13 protein-coding genes are annotated in these 16599 nt (G+C 71.4%); 3 read left to right on the forward strand and 10 right to left on the reverse strand.

Annotated elements, in window-relative coordinates:
• The first annotated feature begins 70 nt into the window (after positions 1–70).
• Complete coding sequence (locus tag ACFHWY_RS23670) at positions 71–478, forward strand: DUF6069 family protein (protein ID WP_416582479.1); 408 nt, start codon at positions 71–73, stop codon at positions 476–478.
• A 98-nt stretch (positions 479–576) separates the two neighbouring features.
• On the opposite strand, the gene ACFHWY_RS23675 is transcribed toward ACFHWY_RS23670, so the two are convergent.
• The 6 genes from ACFHWY_RS23675 to ACFHWY_RS23700 form a co-directional block, all read right to left on the reverse strand.
• Positions 577–1335, reverse strand: a complete 759-nt coding sequence (locus tag ACFHWY_RS23675) for a hypothetical protein (RefSeq protein ID WP_416582447.1) — start codon at positions 1333–1335, stop codon at positions 577–579.
• A 238-nt stretch (positions 1336–1573) separates the two neighbouring features.
• Positions 1574–2428 carry an alpha/beta fold hydrolase gene (locus ACFHWY_RS23680; protein WP_416582448.1) on the reverse strand — a complete coding sequence of 285 codons (855 nt, stop codon included), beginning with the start codon at positions 2426–2428 and terminating at the stop codon, positions 1574–1576.
• Positions 2429–2760: 332 nt separating this feature from the next.
• Entirely contained in the window at positions 2761–3231 is a 471-nt protein-coding gene (locus ACFHWY_RS23685) for an enediyne antibiotic chromoprotein (protein WP_416582449.1), read from the reverse strand.
• 198 nt (positions 3232–3429) lie between these two features.
• The gene (locus ACFHWY_RS23690; protein ID WP_416582450.1) at positions 3430–5082 is read right to left on the reverse strand and encodes a (2,3-dihydroxybenzoyl)adenylate synthase; all 1653 of its coding nucleotides are present in this window, start codon (positions 5080–5082) and stop codon (positions 3430–3432) included.
• Positions 5079–10253 (reverse strand): type I polyketide synthase, encoded by a 5175-nt coding sequence (locus ACFHWY_RS23695; RefSeq protein ID WP_416582451.1) that lies wholly within the window; start codon positions 10251–10253, stop codon positions 5079–5081. The genes ACFHWY_RS23690 and ACFHWY_RS23695 overlap by 4 nt, the downstream gene beginning before the upstream one ends.
• A 63-nt stretch (positions 10254–10316) precedes the next feature.
• The gene (locus tag ACFHWY_RS23700; protein WP_416582452.1) at positions 10317–11363 is read right to left on the reverse strand and encodes a methyltransferase; all 1047 of its coding nucleotides are present in this window, start codon (positions 11361–11363) and stop codon (positions 10317–10319) included.
• Between the two features lie 280 nt (positions 11364–11643).
• On the opposite strand from ACFHWY_RS23700, the gene ACFHWY_RS23705 reads away from it, so the two are divergent.
• Complete coding sequence (locus ACFHWY_RS23705) at positions 11644–13470, forward strand: FAD-dependent monooxygenase (protein WP_416582453.1); 1827 nt, start codon at positions 11644–11646, stop codon at positions 13468–13470.
• Positions 13471–13557: 87 nt separating this feature from the next.
• Here ACFHWY_RS23705 and ACFHWY_RS23710 read toward each other — a convergent pair whose 3' ends face one another.
• Both ACFHWY_RS23710 and ACFHWY_RS23715 read right to left on the reverse strand, forming a co-directional pair.
• Positions 13558–14613, reverse strand: a complete 1056-nt coding sequence (locus tag ACFHWY_RS23710) for an alpha/beta fold hydrolase (protein WP_416582454.1) — start codon at positions 14611–14613, stop codon at positions 13558–13560.
• Between the two features lie 112 nt (positions 14614–14725).
• Positions 14726–15385, reverse strand: coding sequence for a helix-turn-helix domain-containing protein (locus tag ACFHWY_RS23715; protein ID WP_416582455.1), 660 nt, complete (start codon positions 15383–15385; stop codon positions 14726–14728).
• Positions 15386–15490: 105 nt separating this feature from the next.
• Between ACFHWY_RS23715 and ACFHWY_RS23720 the strand changes: the two genes are divergently transcribed.
• Entirely contained in the window at positions 15491–15805 is a 315-nt protein-coding gene (locus ACFHWY_RS23720; protein ID WP_416582456.1) for a hypothetical protein, read from the forward strand.
• A gap of 224 nt (positions 15806–16029) precedes the next feature.
• On the opposite strand, the gene ACFHWY_RS23725 is transcribed toward ACFHWY_RS23720, so the two are convergent.
• Together ACFHWY_RS23725 and ACFHWY_RS23730 are read right to left on the reverse strand one after the other, a co-directional pair.
• The gene (locus ACFHWY_RS23725; RefSeq protein ID WP_416582457.1) at positions 16030–16233 is read right to left on the reverse strand and encodes a hypothetical protein; all 204 of its coding nucleotides are present in this window, start codon (positions 16231–16233) and stop codon (positions 16030–16032) included.
• 55 nt (positions 16234–16288) lie between these two features.
• Positions 16289–16567 carry a phosphopantetheine-binding protein gene (locus ACFHWY_RS23730; RefSeq protein ID WP_416582458.1) on the reverse strand — a complete coding sequence of 93 codons (279 nt, stop codon included), beginning with the start codon at positions 16565–16567 and terminating at the stop codon, positions 16289–16291.
• Between the last annotated feature and the right edge of the window lie 32 nt (positions 16568–16599).

The raw sequence follows: 16599 nt of genomic DNA on the forward strand, positions 1-16599 counted from the left end.
TCGCCGCATTCGCCCGTGTCGCACCAATCAAACCTTATGCGTTGCTGAGATCACCTCAGTCTCACCGGCCATCGCAAATCCGGAGAAGCGCGGTCCGCGCTGGCGTGTACGCGCGATCGGCGTCCTGGCGGCCGTGCTGGCCGCTGTTCTCATCTGGGTGATGTCGGTACCGCTGGCCGGGGTGGACCTGGCCGCCACGGTGGCGCAGGGGGAACCGCCGATGACCATCGGCGTGAGCGCGGTGATCGTCGCGTCACTGATCAATGCACTGCTCGGCTGGGTGCTGCTCGCGTTGCTGGAGCGAACTACCCGATATGGCCTGCGCATCTGGGTGATCGTGGCGGTGCTCTTCACGGTGCTCTCCCTCGCCGGGCCGTTCACGGCGGAGAACGGTGCGGCGACGGCCGTGCTCGCTTTGATGCACCTCGCCGTGGGTGGGGTGCTCATCACGGCGATGGTGCTCAGCGCCCGCCGCTGAAACCCGTCGCCACCGCGGTGGGCGGTGGTGCCGGTCCATCCACGACGGTCGTGCCTGCGCCGGAGGGCGCAGGCACGACCCGGGAGGGCGACGGTGGATCAGCTCAGGGCCAGAGCCCGCTCGTGGACGGTACGGACCGAATTGACGGCCAGTTGCTTGGTCGGCTCGACGGACCAGATCAGCAGGTCACCGTTGGCGGCCAGGGTGAGCTGGGCGTGGCACTCCTGGACCACCGGAACGGTGTCCGTCGACGACGAGTCGGTCCAGGGGAGGATGGTGGTAAGGGCCGAGGCGAAGGTGCGGGCACCGTTGAGCGCCGGCGCCTCGTGCTCCGCGTAGGAGATGCTGCCCCGCAGCGGCTCGCCGCCGCCGGCGTCCAGCCGGATGGTGCCGGCGCTGCAGGTCCGCAGCACCTTGGCCACCTTGTCGATTGCCGTGCTGGCACCGCCCGGGATCTGGAACACCGCGGTCATGAAGTACCGCTGGAGGCTCTCCGGCGCAGCGCCCTGCGACCGCTCACCGGACTGCATGTAGCCCTCGACCCTGCTCAGGTCGCCCAGAGCGCTGGTCATCTCCAGACACGCCTTCGGCTCTGAGGAGATGCCGGGGCCGGTGCCGAATTGCCCGGTCGCGACCGCCTCCGCGATGGTGATGGTGGGCTGCAGGGACGACGCGGTCTTGCGCTGCTCGCTCTCCGGCACCAGCATCTGCCGGAGATCTTCGTTGCTGAATTTCGTTGGGGCTGCCGCGGCCTCCTGGGAGCCGGCCGTGGCCGCCCCGTTCCCCGCGAGGAACAGCGTGGTCAGTGCGGCCAGTGCCACCGCGGCGAGGGTGACGACGGTTCGCTTCTTACGCATGTTGTCCTCCATGTCGAAATGGTGGTACGTGATCGCGGAAATGCTCCGCGAGCACTGAGGCGGGGTGTCGCCCTCCCCTTTCTTTCGCCTCGTTTATTCAGTATGTCGGAGCGGTCTACCCAAACCGCCTCCCGTAGTGCGCAGCGGTTTGTGTCAGGCGGATCTATTCGTGCGGTCGTCGTTATTTTCGGCACCCGACAATGAACGAACGATTTATGCCCGCGCTACGGTCGACCGGTCAGCGGGTCTGGTCCACGGCGTGGCGCAGGACGTCGACGAGCCGGTCGGCGAACTCGTACGGGTGGGTGACGTGTCCGACATGCCCGCCGGGGAAGTCGACCAGCGCGAGCCCGAGTAGCCGGGCCAGAGCCTCATTGGGGCGGTAGGCGTACTGCTCGCGTGAGGTGCTGCCGCCGGCCAGCACCAACTGCGCCGCGTACCGGCGCAGCAGGACCGGATCGGGGCAGTACGCGGGGAAGGTGCGGGTCTCGTGTTCGAACCAGAACACCTGGTTGCGGCGGAGTCGATCCTGCAACTGCGCGAGTTGATTTGGCGGCAGTTGGGCGTCCTTCGGTGGCCGCGTCTCGTCCGCCAGGCCCACGTGGTCGCGGAACATCTCGCGGGCGGCATCGATACCGCGCTCGCGGTAGGTCAGGTACAGGTTGTCGTAGAACGCCAACCAGTGCGCGGCGTCGGGCAGGACCGAGGCGAGTGGCGGCTCGTGGACGACCACGGTGTGCAGGCGGTGCGAATGTGCCTGGAGCAGTTCCAGGGCCACGATCCCGCCGGAGCAGGTGCCGAAGACGTCCGCCGTCCCGTCGACGACGTGGTCGAGCAGTTGCCGCGCGTCCCGGGCGTCGACCTCGACCCGTCGGTGGTCCACCACCGGATCGAAGACCGGGCTCCGAGAGAAACCCCGCCGGTCGTAGCTGATCACCGTGCGCCGTGTCGCCAGGGTGTCCGCCAGCGGCCCGAAGGGCGTGGCGTCGCCGTTGCCGGTGGGGATGCAGAGCAGCGGCGGGCCGTCGCCACGGACCTCGAAGTAAAGCTGTGCGCCGGGCACCTCGAGGATGCCGTGTCGCACTGGACTCATGTGGACCTCCTGTGTCGGATGGTGGGTGCGGGGCGCCGGGTCCCACTGATGCCGCCGGGCCGATGCGCCCGCACGAACGGCGGCGGTGCGGACGTGGTCGTCCTTTCTCAGAGGCGGTGACGCCGGTAGTGAATGATCCGCCGGACATGGGGGTGACGTGCCCGGCCGTGCCGCTCGGATAACCGTCGACGGCAGTTTCAGCACCATGCCGGAGGACGGATCAATACGATAGTTAATCGTCTTTGGAGAGCCGGTGGCGCTGTGTGGAGAGGCCCGGAACGACTGTTCCGGGCCGCATAGGGGCGCGACCCGGAACAGTGTCGGTGGTGCTGTTACCGGAACGAGATCGCGACGCCCGTGCCCTCACCGAGGTTGTTGAACATGCCGATGCCGCACGGCACCCCGCTGCAGTCGACGACGCCCCACGGGGTGCCGTCGGGGCCGAGGGTGCGCCGGTAGGTGAGGCGTACCGGCAGCTTGGTGGAGAGCGTGCCGCTGGCGGTCGTGCTGACACTGACGGTCTCGGCGTCGTTGCACGGCATCTCGTTGCCGACGATGGCGCACTGACCGATGTGGAAGACGGTGTTCGGCCGCAGCCCGGCAGCGTCGACGGTGACCACCTGGCCGTCGGCGAGGCCCGTCGCCGGGGTGGCGGTGACCATGGGGGCGGCGGGGGCGGGGGCCTCGCCGGGCTTGGTCGGGGCGCCGGCGGCCGGTGCCGATCCGGTGACGGTGAGCCCGAGGGCCATCACCGCACCGATGCCGAGGGCGGAAAGGGCGCGTTTCCAGTTCCTGACGAACACGTGAAGCTCCATTTCTTGGACGAGGCACACTTCTGCTGGGACCAGTCGTTTCCGTTCCCGGGGGAGCAGGGTGGCGTGACGCGACGGAAGATGAGCACCCGTGTCGTGATTCATTGTCGTCCGTCGAGCCGTGTCATGAGCGCTCTGACAGTTACGACGACGGGTCTGCCGCCGGATAAGCGTTCCCGGGAGAAAATTTCAGCGATCAAGCCGCGGTGTCAGCATCAGCCGTAGCGCCTTCTTGTCCGGCTTGCCGACCGGGGTGTGCGGCAGCTCGTCCAACACCACGAGGCGCTCCGGCACCTTGAATGCGGCGAGACCGCGTGCGGTCAGTGCCGCGGCCAGCCGGCGCAGCGTCAGCCCGTGCCCAGGATGCAGCTGGACGAACAGACAGAGCCGTTCACCGACCGTGGGATCGGGCATCGCCACGGCCGCCGCCTCGGCGATCTCCGGCAGCTCCTGCGCGAGCGTCTCGATCTCGCCGGCGGAGATCTTCTCACCCGCCCGGTTGATCAATTCCTTGGTCCGCCCGCAGACGACGACGTCGCCGCTGTCGGTGAGTCTGACCAGGTCGCCCGTGCGGTACCAGCCGGCGGTGGTGTAGGAGACGGCATTCTGTTCAGGCGCCCGGTAGTAGCCGCGCGGGGTGTACGGGCCACGGGTGAGCAGCTCGCCGATGACGCCCGCCGTAACCGGCCGTTCCGTACCGGGCTCCACCACCAGCAGCTCGTCGAACGGGCTGAGCGGTCGACCCTGGGTGCGGTGTGCGATCTCGGGCGGCGCGCCGACCGGTGTGTAGCAGACCAGCCCCTCCGCCATGCCGTAGACCTGCTGCACCTCGCACCCGAGGACGGGGCCGAGCGCCGCGGCGAGTTCGGGGGCGAACATCGCACCGCCGACGTGGACCTGCCGCAGGCTGGACAGGTCCCGTGCGCAGTCGGTGGCGGCCACCATCCAGGTGATCGCGACCGCCGGGACCAGCGAGGTCGTGGTGACCCGCTCCGCCTCGACAGCCGCGAACGCCGCGCTCGGGCGCGGCGACGGCAACAGGACCACCCGGCCGCCGCTGTACAGCGTTCCCAGCACCCCCGGGTTCGCCAGCGGAAAATTGTGTCCGACCGGCAGCACCGTCAGATAGACGGTGTCCCGGCCGAAGCGGCACACGTCGGCGCAGCGCCGGATGTTGTACTCGTAGTCGTTGTGGGTGCGGGCGATCACCTTCGGCACGGCGGTGGTGCCGCCGGAGAGCAGGAACAGCGCCACGTCGTCCCCGGCCGGGGCGAGCGCGTCCAGCCGACGGCGCCGCGCCTCGACGTGGCGGCCGGCGCGCAGCAAAGCCCGCCCGTCAACACCCGGCGCGCGGGTGTCGCCGCCGAACACGAAGACGGGGGTCGGGCCGGGCAGCCCGGTTGCCACCCGGTACGCGAGCGCTTGGTGGTCGTAGTCGCGCCAACGGTCCGGCACGATCAGCGCCTGGACCCCGACGTGGGCGGCGATCGCGGACAGTTCGTGCTCGCGGTGTTGCGGCAGCATCATCACTGGTGCCACGCCCAGCCGGAAGCACGCGAGTGTGACGACCACGAAATCCCAGCAGTTCGGCAGCTGCAGCAGGACCCGGTGGCCCCGGCGCAGCCCGTACTCGCCCAGCTTCTCGGCCAGTGCGTCGGCCAGCTCGGCCAGCTCCCGGTAGGTCAGCCGGCGATCGCCGTCGACCACCGAGACCTGCTCACCCCACCGGTCCGCCCACTCCCACAGGTAGTCGCCGAGCGGACGGCCGCGCCAGCACTCCGCCGTCCGGTAGGCGTACGCCAGATCCTCCGGCCAGGTCACGAGCCCGTCGTCGGTCGTCACCGCATGCTCGTCGTGCCAGTGGTGCTCGTCAGCTGGCTGGCGAGGTACTCCGCCACGCCCTCGACAGTCGGCCGGTCCCACAGCAGGGTGGTCGCCAGCGGAAGGCGGAACTCCTGTTCCAGGGCGGCCCGGATCCGCGTCGTCATCACCGAGTCCAGTCCCATCTCCGACAGCGGTCGGTGCGGGGCAATCTCGCTGCCGGGCAGTCGCGTCTCGTCGGCGACCTGCGCGCTGATCCGTTCCCGCAGGTAAGCGCGGAGCGCGACGCCGTCCAGCCCAGCCCAACGCGGGGCACCGTCCGGTGCGAGGTCTGTCCTGTCTGCCGTGTCCAGCTCGCCGAGCAGCGGCGGGCGGCGGCCACCGGCCCTCGCCGGCAGCACCCGCAGCACGACCGGCTCGCCCAGGTCGTGCCGGTGCGCCTGCTCCCAGGCGGAGAACGCCTCGGCGGTGCTGACGTCCGCGGTGCCCCGAGCGGCCAGTTCGGCGTCGATGACCGCGCTGGAGGTGGACATGCCGAGCCCGCGCCAGGACGTCCAACGGATGCTTCGCGTCCCGGTGTCACCGGCCGCGCGCCGGTATCGGGCGAGACCGTCCAGGAAGGAGTTGCCTGCCGCGTAACTGGCCTGGCCGGGCAGGCCGAGAAGTTGGCCCGCCGAGGAGAAGAGCACGAAGAAATCGGTGCTGCCCGGCGGGAATAGTGCGTGCAGGTTCAACGCGGCCACCTTGGGCCGTAGCACCCGCCGCAGCGAGGGCTCGTCGAGCATGTCGACGGTCCGGTCGTCCAGTACGCCCGCCGCGTGCACCACTCCGCGTACCGGCGGCAGCCCGAAGGCGGCGGTCCGCAGCAGCCGGGCAGCCTGGTCGGGGTCGGCTACGTCGAGCGGCGCGACGACGACCGTCACCCCGGATCGCTCCAGCGCCCGGATGGCCCGTACGGCGGCCCGTTGCCCCGGGTCGGTGAGCCGGTTCCATGTCTCGCGCGCCGGCAGGCCGCGCCGTCCGGCCAGGACTATCCGGCGGGCTCCGTGCCCGACCAGCCACGCCGCCACCTCCAGGCCGAGGGTCCCCAGCCCGCCGCTGATCAGGTACGTGCCGTCGGGCCGGCAGGACAGCGGCGGCGCCACAGGGCCTTCCGTGACCGCCCGCAGCCGGGGGACCAGCGCGTCGCCCTCGCGAACCGCCACCACGTCCTCGCCGTGGCCCATGCCGACGAGGGTGACGAGGGTGGACAGGTCGCGGCCGTCGTCGCCGACGTCGACGACGCCACCCCAGGTCTCGGGCCGCTCGCCGCCGATGATCCGGCCCAGTCCCCAGAGTGCGCAGTGGCCGAGCGACTCGCGCCGGGTGCCAGTGCGGACGCCTCGTGTCACGCACCACAGGCGGGCTCCCCGGCCGGCCGCGACCCGTCGCGCTGACCGGGCCAGCAGCCAGGCGTTCGCGGCGACCAGGCCGGGCACGTCGTCGGTGCCGGCCTCGGCGGGCACCACCAGCACCGCCCGGCCGTCGAGCAGCTCGTCGGCGGAGATCTGGTCCGGGTCGCTGACCTGCCGGCACGGTACGTCCCGCTCGTCCATTCGGGCCGCCAGCTCGTCGCCGAGCGGAGTCGGTGGTCCAACCAGAACCACCCCGTCCGGCGGGTCGCCGATCAGGTGCGGTGCTGGTCGCCAAGCGGTGTCGTACACCAGCGGCGTCCGGTCGTCGAGCTGTGCCACGTCCCGGTCGAGCAGTCCGTAACGGAGGCCGGTGAGCCGGCCGACCACCTCTTCATGGGAGTTGACCAGCTCCACGTCGACGATGTCCGCGGCGCGACGGTGGACGGTGAGCCGGGCCCGGGCGACCGCCGCCGGGGACAGCGTGACCCGTGCGATGTGCGCCGGCATCCGCAGCGCCGGCGGGCCGGGGAAGACCACCGACGCGATCGACAACGCGGCGTCCAGGACCGGTGTCCAGCTATGGCCATCCGGGGTGCCGGCGTCGGCGTCGACGTCGGCGACCAGACCGTCCGCGGTACGGCCGAGCCGGCGGACGACCCAGGGAAAGCCCATCGCGGCCACGCCGAGGGCGGCCAACCGGTCGACGACGTGGTTCTCGTCCAGCACGGTGGTCACCGTGGCGGGCGCGTCGACGCCGGCCGACAGGCCGGCGTGCGGGTCGGCGGCGGCGACGGTGTGCGTCACCCAGCCCGCGTGCCCGTCCGGGTCGTCGCCCAGCACGCGAGAGTTCAGCCGCAGGTCCTCGCCCTGACGGACGACCTGGACCTCCCGAGGCCGGGTCACACTGACCGGCGTCCGCAGGGCGACATCCACCAGGTCGGACCAGCCCCGCCCGCTGGACGCGGCGCGGAGGAGGGTGTTCAGCAGCACGGCGGCGGGCACGATCTCCACGCCGCGGACCGGGTGCTCACCGGGGTACGGACGGCTACCGTGATCCAGGCGGGTCAGCCAGACGTCGACGGGGGAGGCGCCCCGCACCACCGTGTGCCCGCCGAGCAGTGTGCGGCTGGCCCGGTCGTGGCGGGTTCCGGTCGTGCTGGCCGGTGCCGACGGCTCCGCTGCCCAGTGCCGCCTGCGCTGCCACGCCGGGGTGGGCAGGTCCGCCAGGTCGCCGTCGGGCCACAGCGTCGACCAGTCCACCGCCGCGCCGTGCCGATAGAGATCGCCGAGGCCGGTCAGCAGCGTCTCGCGCCCGGCGCAGCCCCGGCGCAGCGAGTACACCACCCGGGTGTCGGCGAGTGACAGACCGGCCAGCGTGTCGCCGATCGAGTGCGCCACGATCGGGTGCCCGGACACCTCCAAGTAGAGCCGGTGACCGTCCTCGGCGGCGGCGGTCACCGCCTGGGCGAAGCGGACGACGCCGCGCAGGTTCCGCGCCCAGTAGTCCCCGTCCCGGGGCACGGTCGAGCGGGGGTCCGCGAGCGCGGTCGTATATGTCGGTGTGTGGGCGTCGGTGGTCGGCAGGTCGGCGGCCGCGGCCCGTAGTCCGGGCAACAGCGGATCCATCTGAGGGCTGTGGAACGCCACGTCGGAGTTGACCGTCCGTACCCGGGTCCCGTCGGCCCGCCACCGCGCGGCAACCTCGGTGATCGCCGCCACGTCGCCGGAGAGCACAGACGCGTGGGGGGAGGCGGTGATCGCCACGACCACGTCGGACCGGCCCCGCAGCCGCCGCTGCGCCGAGTCGGCGTCGATGTCGACGATCACCATCGCGCCGGCCCCGGCGACACCGCGCAGCAGCGCGGAGCGGCGGCAGACAAGCCGCGCACCCTGGTCGAGGGAGAGCATTCCGGCGGTCACCGCTGCCGCGATCTCGCCGACGGAGTGGCCGATCACGGCGGCGGGGCGCAGTCCGAGCGACCGCCAGGTGGCGGCGAGCGCGACCTGGACGGCGAAGATCATCGGTTGCACGACGTCCACCGGCTGGCTGCGGTCGTCGAACAGCGCCGACCGCGCCGACCAGCCCGCCTCCGCCCGGAAGACCGGATCGAGCCGGTCGAACACGTCGGCGAACGCCGGGGTGTCGTCGATCAGGTCCCGGCCGAGCCCGATCCAGTGCGAGCCGTGTCCGGAGAAGACCCACACGACTCCCCGCTCCCCGGTCGGCGCGGTATCGGCGGCACCGCCGCGTCCGGTCGCCGCGTGCTCCCGCAGCCGGTCGATCAGCTCGGTCCGGCCGGCGGCGACGACGGCACCTCGGTAGGGCAGGTGGCTGCGGCGCCGGGCGAGGGTGTGGCCCACGTCGATGGTGGCCAGGTCCGGGTCCGCTTCGAGGCGGTCGGCGAGGCGGTCGGCGTACTGCCGCAGCGCGGTGGGGGACGCGCCCGACAGCGGGTACAGCCGGGGCCTGTCGTGCTCGGGTCCGTGCGGCCGGCTCGGCACCGGATCGGGCTCCTCGACGACGAGGTGGGCGATGGTCCCGCCGTACCCGTAACCGGAGATCGCCGCCCGTCGTGGTCGTTCCCCCCGAGGCCAGGGTGTCCCCTCCCGGACCACCCGCACTCCGGAGGACTCCCAGCTCACCGCCGGGTTGGGTTGGGTGATACGCAGGCTCGGCGGAAGTTGGTCGTGCCGGAGGGCGAGGACCGTCTTGATCAGGCCGGCCACGCCCGCGCCGGCCTCCAGGTGGCCGATGTTCGGTTTCACCGACCCGATCAGCAGCGGACGGGCGGCGGGCCGCCCCACGCCGTAGACCGCCGCGAGCGCGCCCGCCTCCAGCGGGTCGCCGACCGGTGTCCCGGTGCCGTGCGCCTCGACGTAGTCGACGGTGTTCGGGTCGATGCCGGCCTCGCGGCAGGCGCGGCGCATCAGCTCGGCCTGCGCCCGCCCGTTCGGGGCCATGATGCCGTTGGTCCGCCCGTCCTGGCGGACGGCGCTACCGCGCAGCACAGCCAGGACCCGGTCACCGTCGCGGCGAGCGTCGGTGAGGCGCTTGAGCACCACGACACCGCCGCCCTCGCCCCGGCCGTAGCCGTCGGCGCCGGCGTCGAAGGATTTGCAGCGCCCGTCCGGTGCGGTCGCCCCCGCCGCATCGAGGACCAGGGTGAGACCGGGCGCGGCCATCACCAGCACGCCGCCGGCCAAGGCGAGGTCACACTCTCCGGCGCGCAGGGCCTGCGCCGCCAGGTGAATGGCGACCAGTGAGGAGGAGCAGGCGGTGTCCACGGTCATGCTGGGTCCGTGCAGGTCCAGCACATACGACACCCGGTTGGCCACCGCACAGTACGCACCGCCGATTCCGGTCCACGCCTCGACGCGCGGCAGGTCCTCCAGCAGCCGGCGGCCGTAGTCGTCCGTGCCCACCCCCATGAAGACGCCGGTGTCGCCGCCGGCCAGCCCTCGCGGTGGTATACCGGCGTGTTCCAGCGCCTCCCAGGTCAGCTCCAGCACGATTCGTTGCTGCGGGTCGAGCAGTGCCGCTTCCCGGGGAGTAATGTCGAAGAAGTCGGCGTCGAAGCCGGCGATGTCGTTCAGGAAGGAGCCGTGCCGGGTTGCCCCGCCCACCGCCTCCGCGTGCTCTGGACTCTGTCGGGCGTACCAGCTCCAGCGGTCGTCGGGGATCTCCCCGACGGTGTCCCGGCCGTCGCGCAGCAACGCCCAGAACGCCTCGGGCGAATCGACGTCACCGGCGAACCGGCAGGCCATTCCCACGATGGCGATGGGGTCGGACGAGGTCATAACAGCTCCTTGACGCGTGGCGAGGGCACCGGACGCGGCGGCAGGGTGCGGCCCGGACGGCGACTATCGGCGGCCGACGACGAGCGCGTGGCTGAACCCCATGTCCTCGTGCCGCTCGACCTCGGAGAAGCCGGCGTCGAGGGCCGCCTGTTCCATGTCGGCGGCGGAGTAGGCCATCCCCTCGCCCGAGGCGAGAGCCAGGAAGTAGGGGGACACCAGCCCGGCGCTCATCGGGCCGGTGCCCTCGTCGTCCGAGACGAAGTTGTAGACGAGGCAGACCCCGCCCTCCGGCAACGCGGCCCGGCACCGGCGCAGCAGCTCCGTGTTCCGGGCCCGAGACCAGATCTCGAAGATGTGGAAGACGAGGACTGCGTCGGCTCCCTCGGGCAGCGGCTCGGTCATGATGTCGCCCGGGTGGAAGCGCACCCGGCGCCGCAGGTCTGGATCGTCCACTCGATCGGCGGCGAGCTGGGTGACGCTCTCGTGGTCGAAGACGGTGACGGTGAGGTCCGGGTAGCGCCGGGCGAGGTGGATGGCGTTCGTCCCGTCGCCACCACCGACGTCGACTGCGTGCCGGACGCCGCTGAGGTCGTAGCGGTCCAGCAGCGGGCCGATCGCCTTGCGCGAGGCGTCCCCCATGTTCGCATAGAAGACCCGTTGCAGCTCCGGATGGGCCGCCAGCCGTTCGTAGAGCGTGGATCCGGGGCCGTCCAGGTGCCGCAGGCCGACGTTGGTGCCCTGGCGGACGGACTCAGCCAGGTCGGGCAACGCCCGGTTGATCACCTTCGCCTGTACGTCGACCAGTTGGCCGAGGTACCGGGGGCCGGAGCGCAGCAGCTTGCGGCGGGTCATCCCCGCGTTGACGTACGCGTCGCCGTGCTTGTCGACCAGTCGCAGCGCGCAGAGTCCGAGCAGCATGACGCGGGCCGGCTGGACCTCGATGCCCAGCGCCTGTGCCAACAGTCGGGGATTCATCCCACCGGCGTGCTCCAGGTGTTCGAAAATCCCCAGTTCCAGGGCCGTGCGGAGCAGCTCGAACGCGGTGGTGCCGTGGGCCAGCAGCCGGAGGTAGTCGGCCTCCGTGACCGCCACGTGCCGGTCGATGCCCATGGTTCTCCTTCCCGCCCGCGCCGGACGTTTCGACCGGGCGTCCCGGTGGGTGGCGGCTGCGGGGACGCACCGATCGTGGTCGCGCCGGTGGTCGCCGGGCACCTCCGTGAGTGCGCGTCCTCGACCGTGGCCCCGGCCGTGATCGGGTGGTGTCCGGTCAGCGCACGACGGAAGGTGTGCTCACCGCTCGGCGGTGCCAGCCTCGGGATAAGGCCGGGCCGCGTCTGTTGCGGGAAGGGGATGTGGCCCGGCCGCTACAGAACCGGCGGTGTGGAGGGTCATGGGCGCGCGGCGGGTGGCGATAATCGGTGCCGGCCCGGCGGGACTCTTCCTCGGCCGGCTGCTCGGCCTCACAATGCGCACGACGGCAGTCGACGTCTACGAGCGTGCCGCTCCCGGTACCACAGGCGGCTTCGGTATCGCTCTGTCCAACCGGACGATGCGGCAGCTGGCGGCCGGCGACCGGGTGCTCGCCGAGCGGGTCGGGCAGGTCGCCCGGTCGCTGTCCGGCATCGAGCTGCGGCTTCCCGACCGGCGGCTGCGCTACGACGGCTTCCCGGTCGTCACGGTCTCCCGCGCGTCCCTGCAGGCCGTACTGGCCGAACAGGCGCGCCAGGTCGGGGTGCGCGTGCACCACGGATGTGACGTACGCGCCGCCGACCTCGACGCCGACGTGATCGTCCTCGCCGATGGAGCCCGTTCGACGAACCGTACGGCGCGGGCGGCGGCGTTCGGTACGACCGTCCGCACCGGCCTCGCCCGCTACATCTGGCTGGGCACCGACGCCGACCTCGGTGACGCCGCAACGATGTTCTTCGTGTCCACCGAGCACGGGCCGATGGCCGCGCACGCCTACTCCTGCGGCGGTGGCCCGAGCACGGTGGTGGTGGAGATGGACGAGGGCACCTGGCGCCGGGCCGGCCTCGACCAGCCGTGCCGTGTCGGCGCGGTGCCCGACGAGATCGGGCCGGCCGGGTTGGCTCTGCTCGACGGCGTCTTCGCCGAACGGCTCGGTGCGCCGCTGTTCGGCGACCGCAGCCGGTGGTCCCGGTTTCCGGTGGTGACGAACCGGTGCTGGTCGGACGGGAACGTCGTGTTGGTCGGCGACGCCGCGCACACCGCCCACTTCACCGTGGCGTCGGGCACCTCGATGGCGCTCGCCGACGCGTTGGCCCTGGCGGCGACGTTGCGGGGCCGGGGCGCGGTGGGCGACTCCTTCGCCGCGTACGAGCGCCAGCGCCGGCCCGCCGCGGCGCGGGTGCAGCGCCTGGCGGGGCCCAGCATGCGGTGGTGGGAGACGTACGGGCGGCGGATGCAGCTGCCGGCGGCGCAGTTCGGCCTGCACTTCATCACCCGTACCACCGCGCTCAGCTATGTCGGCCTGCGGCGACGCTGCCCGGCCCCGGTCGACGCGGCCGAAACGGCGTTCCGGCAGGCCGTCGCCGCTGAACCCGCCGCCTCCCCGGTCGCGGCCGCTGCTGCCGGCGGATGCCCGGCCAGGCAGTCCGCGGTGGCCACACCGCCGGACGCAGCCACCGGCCGCAACGCGATCGCCGAGCCGTTCACCGCGCGCGGCCTGCGCCTGCCCCACCGGCTGGTCGGCGTCGGAACCTACGGGCCCGGAGCACCCGGTTCGGACGGGCCGCGTTCCGTGCCGGCCGGGTGGCTGGAGCCGTGGCCGGGCCCGGTCCACCCAACCGGCACCGGGTGGGCTCCGGGCACCGAGGGCCGGCTGCTGGCCCCCGGGCGGAACCCGCTGCCGTTCGTCGCCTGGTCGGCAACCGACCCGTGGGCCGACGACGAAGCACTGCACGAGCTGGCCGGGCGGCGACGCCGCGGGGCCCACGGTGTGCTGCTGCTGCCCGGTGCGCCCGGCTGGTGGGACCGTGCCGTGGAACTCGGCGGCCGGATTCGGACGGAGTTGGGCCTCGTGGCCGCCGGCTGCGTGCCGGGTGACTGGTCGAGCGACCTGTGCCGGGACGCCGCCGTCGACGCCTGGCCGGCCCGGATCCATCTGGCCCTCGTCTCGGCCCGGCTGGACCTGGTCGCACAGTGGCCGCACCCGGCAGCCGGCCTCGCCGCTCCCACCCTGCCGGACGAGGCGTAAGGCGACCGGCCGGAGCACGCGAACGGCCGTCGCGCGAGGTGCGCGCGACGGCCGGACGTGCCCCCGGTGTCCGGTGCAGCCGAAGGATCAGGCGGCGCAGTTGACCAGTTCCGGGGTCGGCGGGGTGACCGCGACGCCGGTGAACAGATTGATACAGGAGACCAGGAACCTCGGGTTTTCCTCTGGGATGAAGTGGCCGGAGTCGGTCGCGACGACCTCCCGTACGTCGTCGGCCACCTGCCGGAACGACGCCGCGACCGCCGGTCCGAAGGTCGTCGCGGAGCCCATCGCCAGTACCGGCATCGACAGCCGCCGGTGGGCGTTGGCCTGGTTGTTCTCGGCGTCGCCGGCGTACGCGCGGTAGTAGTTGTAGCCGGCGGTGCGGTCGGCGGGATCCCGGTAGTAGCGGTAGTAGACGCTCCGGTCGATGGCGTCCCTGTTCAGGCTGAAGTCGAAGATCGTCCCCAGGTAGGTGGAGACGTCGCCGTTGTCGAGGATCCGCTCGGGGATCGGCGCGGGCGCCGCGTTGAACAGGAAGTGGAAGCTCAACGTGTAGGCATCCTCCAGGCCGAAGCCGGAGAGCGTCGAGTCGAGGACCGCGATCCGGGAGACCTCGGCGGGAAACTCGCGGGCGTACGGGTAGGCGACGAGAACCCCGACGTCGTGCGCCAGGATCGACACCTGCCGGTGCCCGAGGGCGCGCACCGCCTGACGGATGCGGTGCGCGGTGGTCACCTTGTCGTACCCGTCGATGAAGTGACTGGAGTCGCCCAGGCCGGGAAGGTCGAACGCGACGACGCTGTGGTTGCGGGCGAGGGCCGGCATCACGTCGTGCCAGGCCCACCAGGTCTGCGGCCAGCCGTGCAGCAGCACCAGGACCGGGCCGGAGCCGCCGGTGACGTAGTGCAGCCGGCCGCCGTCGACGGCCACCGTGCCGTGCCGGAAGGACGGGTCGAAGGCCGCCCCGCCGGTCAGCGGTTCGACATACGGGTCGGCGGCCGAGGAGGAGGACGCCCCGAGTGCGAGCACCATCGCGGCGGCCGCGACGGCGGCGACCGCCTGCCGTCCGAGCGATCTCCTCCGGCCGGTCGGGCTGCCACCGGCGTCGTTGCGTCGTCCACGCCGCAGTATGGACAGAGTCATGCTGACCCTTTCGCTGGTCGTCGATCGGTCCGGGGCCGCCGCGGTGCGTCACCACACAACCGGAAACAGTTCCGACGCGACAGGTCCCGCTGATGTGGACGACCTTAGTGCTTCAGGTCGTAAATCCTTCGGGCGTTATGCGGCCCAGGGCGAGTGCGGAAGGTTGGTGATCGCAGCCGTCGGGTTGTTGGAGGTTCTGCTCTTTCTGTTCGTGTCGCTCGATCCGGGTCATGAGGTCCTCGAGGTCGGCCGGGGTGAACTTCCATCTGAAGGGCCGGGCGGTTGCGTTGTAGCGCTGCTCGAAGGCGGTGAGTCGGTCTTCGACCTGGTCAAGGCTGGTGAAGTCGTTGGGTGTGAGAACTTTGCGTTGGACGATTGAGAAGTAGATCTCGATCTCGTTGACCCAGGCGGCCAGGTCGGGACAAGTCCATTTCGACAGTGGCGTGCCTGTTTCGGCTGGTAGCTGGCAAGCCAGGGCTTTGACCTCGGCCACCTGGACCGGCGTGAACCGGGCCGGCCGACCAGACCGGGGCCGGTCGGCGAGTCCGGCCAGGCCCTGCTCGGCGAACCGGTCCCGCCAGCGGCGCACGGTGTCGACGGTGATCTCATGCCGGCGGGCGATCACGGCGTTGGAGTCTCCGCGGGCCGCATCGCAGACGATCCTGGCCCTCATGACCTGCTGGTAGCCGGCGGTGTGTGAGTAGGCCAGGACGGTGAGACGCCGTCGTTCGGCAGCGGTCAGCGTGATGGGGCGTGCGTGAGGGACGGGCACCGGCCAGCTTCCATCGAAGGCGATCTTGATCGGGGGCCGGTCGAGAATGCCGCTGCGGTGTGCCGGCAGCCGACAGGACACGCCGGACCGGCAGGATGTGAACCTATGCCGGTCATTCCTGCCTCCACCAAGACGTCCCTGCCGCAGCGGCTCCGGGCCCGCGCCAAGGCGAACTGGCCGCAGCTGGCCGAGGTGCACGTGCGCTACCACGGCCAGTTCGCCTACGTCACCGGCGAACTCACCGGCGGAGACCAACTACCGCTGATGCGGCTGCGTTACAGCGGATCCGCCCACCGCTGGGCCCTGGCCAGCTATAAGGCCAGCAACCACAGCTACGAAGACCAGTACTGGTTCAGCGGCACCACCGAAGACGCCCTCGACTTCATCTGCAGCGTCCTCGTTAGCCCGATCACAGACTGACCACATCCCAGCCCTCAGCCGTCAACCCCCGAAGGACTTACGCACCGGACCACTGAGGTACGTGACGCGCTTATCATCAATGATCTTACGTGCACCCGTCGGTGTCCTACCGGTTCGATGTCGCGATCACGGGAACGAAACTGCGCCCCGACCGATGACTTCCGGCCGGGGCGTACGTCTGCGGAGGAAGGGAGGCGTCCCGCCCGAGCGGTTCGGCGGGCCGGTCAGGCCGTGACCGGGCAGCTCGCCTCCGACCGGTCCGCCATGACCGGCCGCGGCACCGACTCCACGACGTACACCACGTCGTCGGTGCCGATGCCACCGGCGGCGAACCGGGTGAGCCACCGGTCGGCGCTGGCCAAATCGACCACTTCGGTGAGTGTCTGGACACGGCCCGTCGCGATGTCGTACAGCCTGATGGAGAGCATTGCCCCGCTCCCTAGTTTGATGCGGCGCCCGGCCCGGCGGCCGGACCGTCGTCGGTTAGTGAACGCCCCGGGTGCCAGCGACGACCAGGTCCACGAAGGTCGCCAGGTTCGGGTCCTCGAACAGGACCGCGGCGTCGACCTCGACACCGAGTTCCTCCTCGATCCGTCCGGCGATTCGGACTGCGGAGATCGACTGCCCCTGCAGATCGAGAAAGGTGGCGTCGGTCAGGGCATCGTCTCGGACACCTAGTACGTCCCGCCAGATGGCACCGATCCGACGACGCAGCTCGGGTGTGTCCAGTGCGGTCGGGGTGGCCCCCGGAATCTCGTTCATCGGCACTCTCTTCCACGTGCGCTCGGCTCTGT

The sequence above is a fragment of the Micromonospora sp. LOL_024 genome (assembly GCF_048060415.1).
Classification (GTDB): domain Bacteria; phylum Actinomycetota; class Actinomycetes; order Mycobacteriales; family Micromonosporaceae; genus Micromonospora.

What these genes read in the sequence shown, in the direction of transcription:
- ACFHWY_RS23700 (WP_416582452.1), bottom strand. Translation starts at nt 11,363, where the DNA reads ATGGGCATCGACCGGCACGTGGCGGTCACGGAGGCCGACTACCTCCGG.
- ACFHWY_RS23710 (WP_416582454.1), bottom strand. Translation starts at nt 14,613, where the DNA reads ATGACTCTGTCCATACTGCGGCGTGGACGACGCAACGACGCCGGTGGC.
- ACFHWY_RS23705 (WP_416582453.1), top strand. Translation starts at nt 11,644, where the DNA reads ATGGGCGCGCGGCGGGTGGCGATAATCGGTGCCGGCCCGGCGGGACTC.
- ACFHWY_RS23730 (WP_416582458.1), bottom strand. Translation starts at nt 16,567, where the DNA reads ATGAACGAGATTCCGGGGGCCACCCCGACCGCACTGGACACACCCGAG.
- ACFHWY_RS23695 (WP_416582451.1), bottom strand. Translation starts at nt 10,253, where the DNA reads ATGACCTCGTCCGACCCCATCGCCATCGTGGGAATGGCCTGCCGGTTC.
- ACFHWY_RS23725 (WP_416582457.1), bottom strand. Translation starts at nt 16,233, where the DNA reads ATGCTCTCCATCAGGCTGTACGACATCGCGACGGGCCGTGTCCAGACA.
- ACFHWY_RS23680 (WP_416582448.1), bottom strand. Translation starts at nt 2,428, where the DNA reads ATGAGTCCAGTGCGACACGGCATCCTCGAGGTGCCCGGCGCACAGCTT.
- ACFHWY_RS23675 (WP_416582447.1), bottom strand. Translation starts at nt 1,335, where the DNA reads ATGCGTAAGAAGCGAACCGTCGTCACCCTCGCCGCGGTGGCACTGGCC.
- ACFHWY_RS23720 (WP_416582456.1), top strand. Translation starts at nt 15,491, where the DNA reads ATGCCGGTCATTCCTGCCTCCACCAAGACGTCCCTGCCGCAGCGGCTC.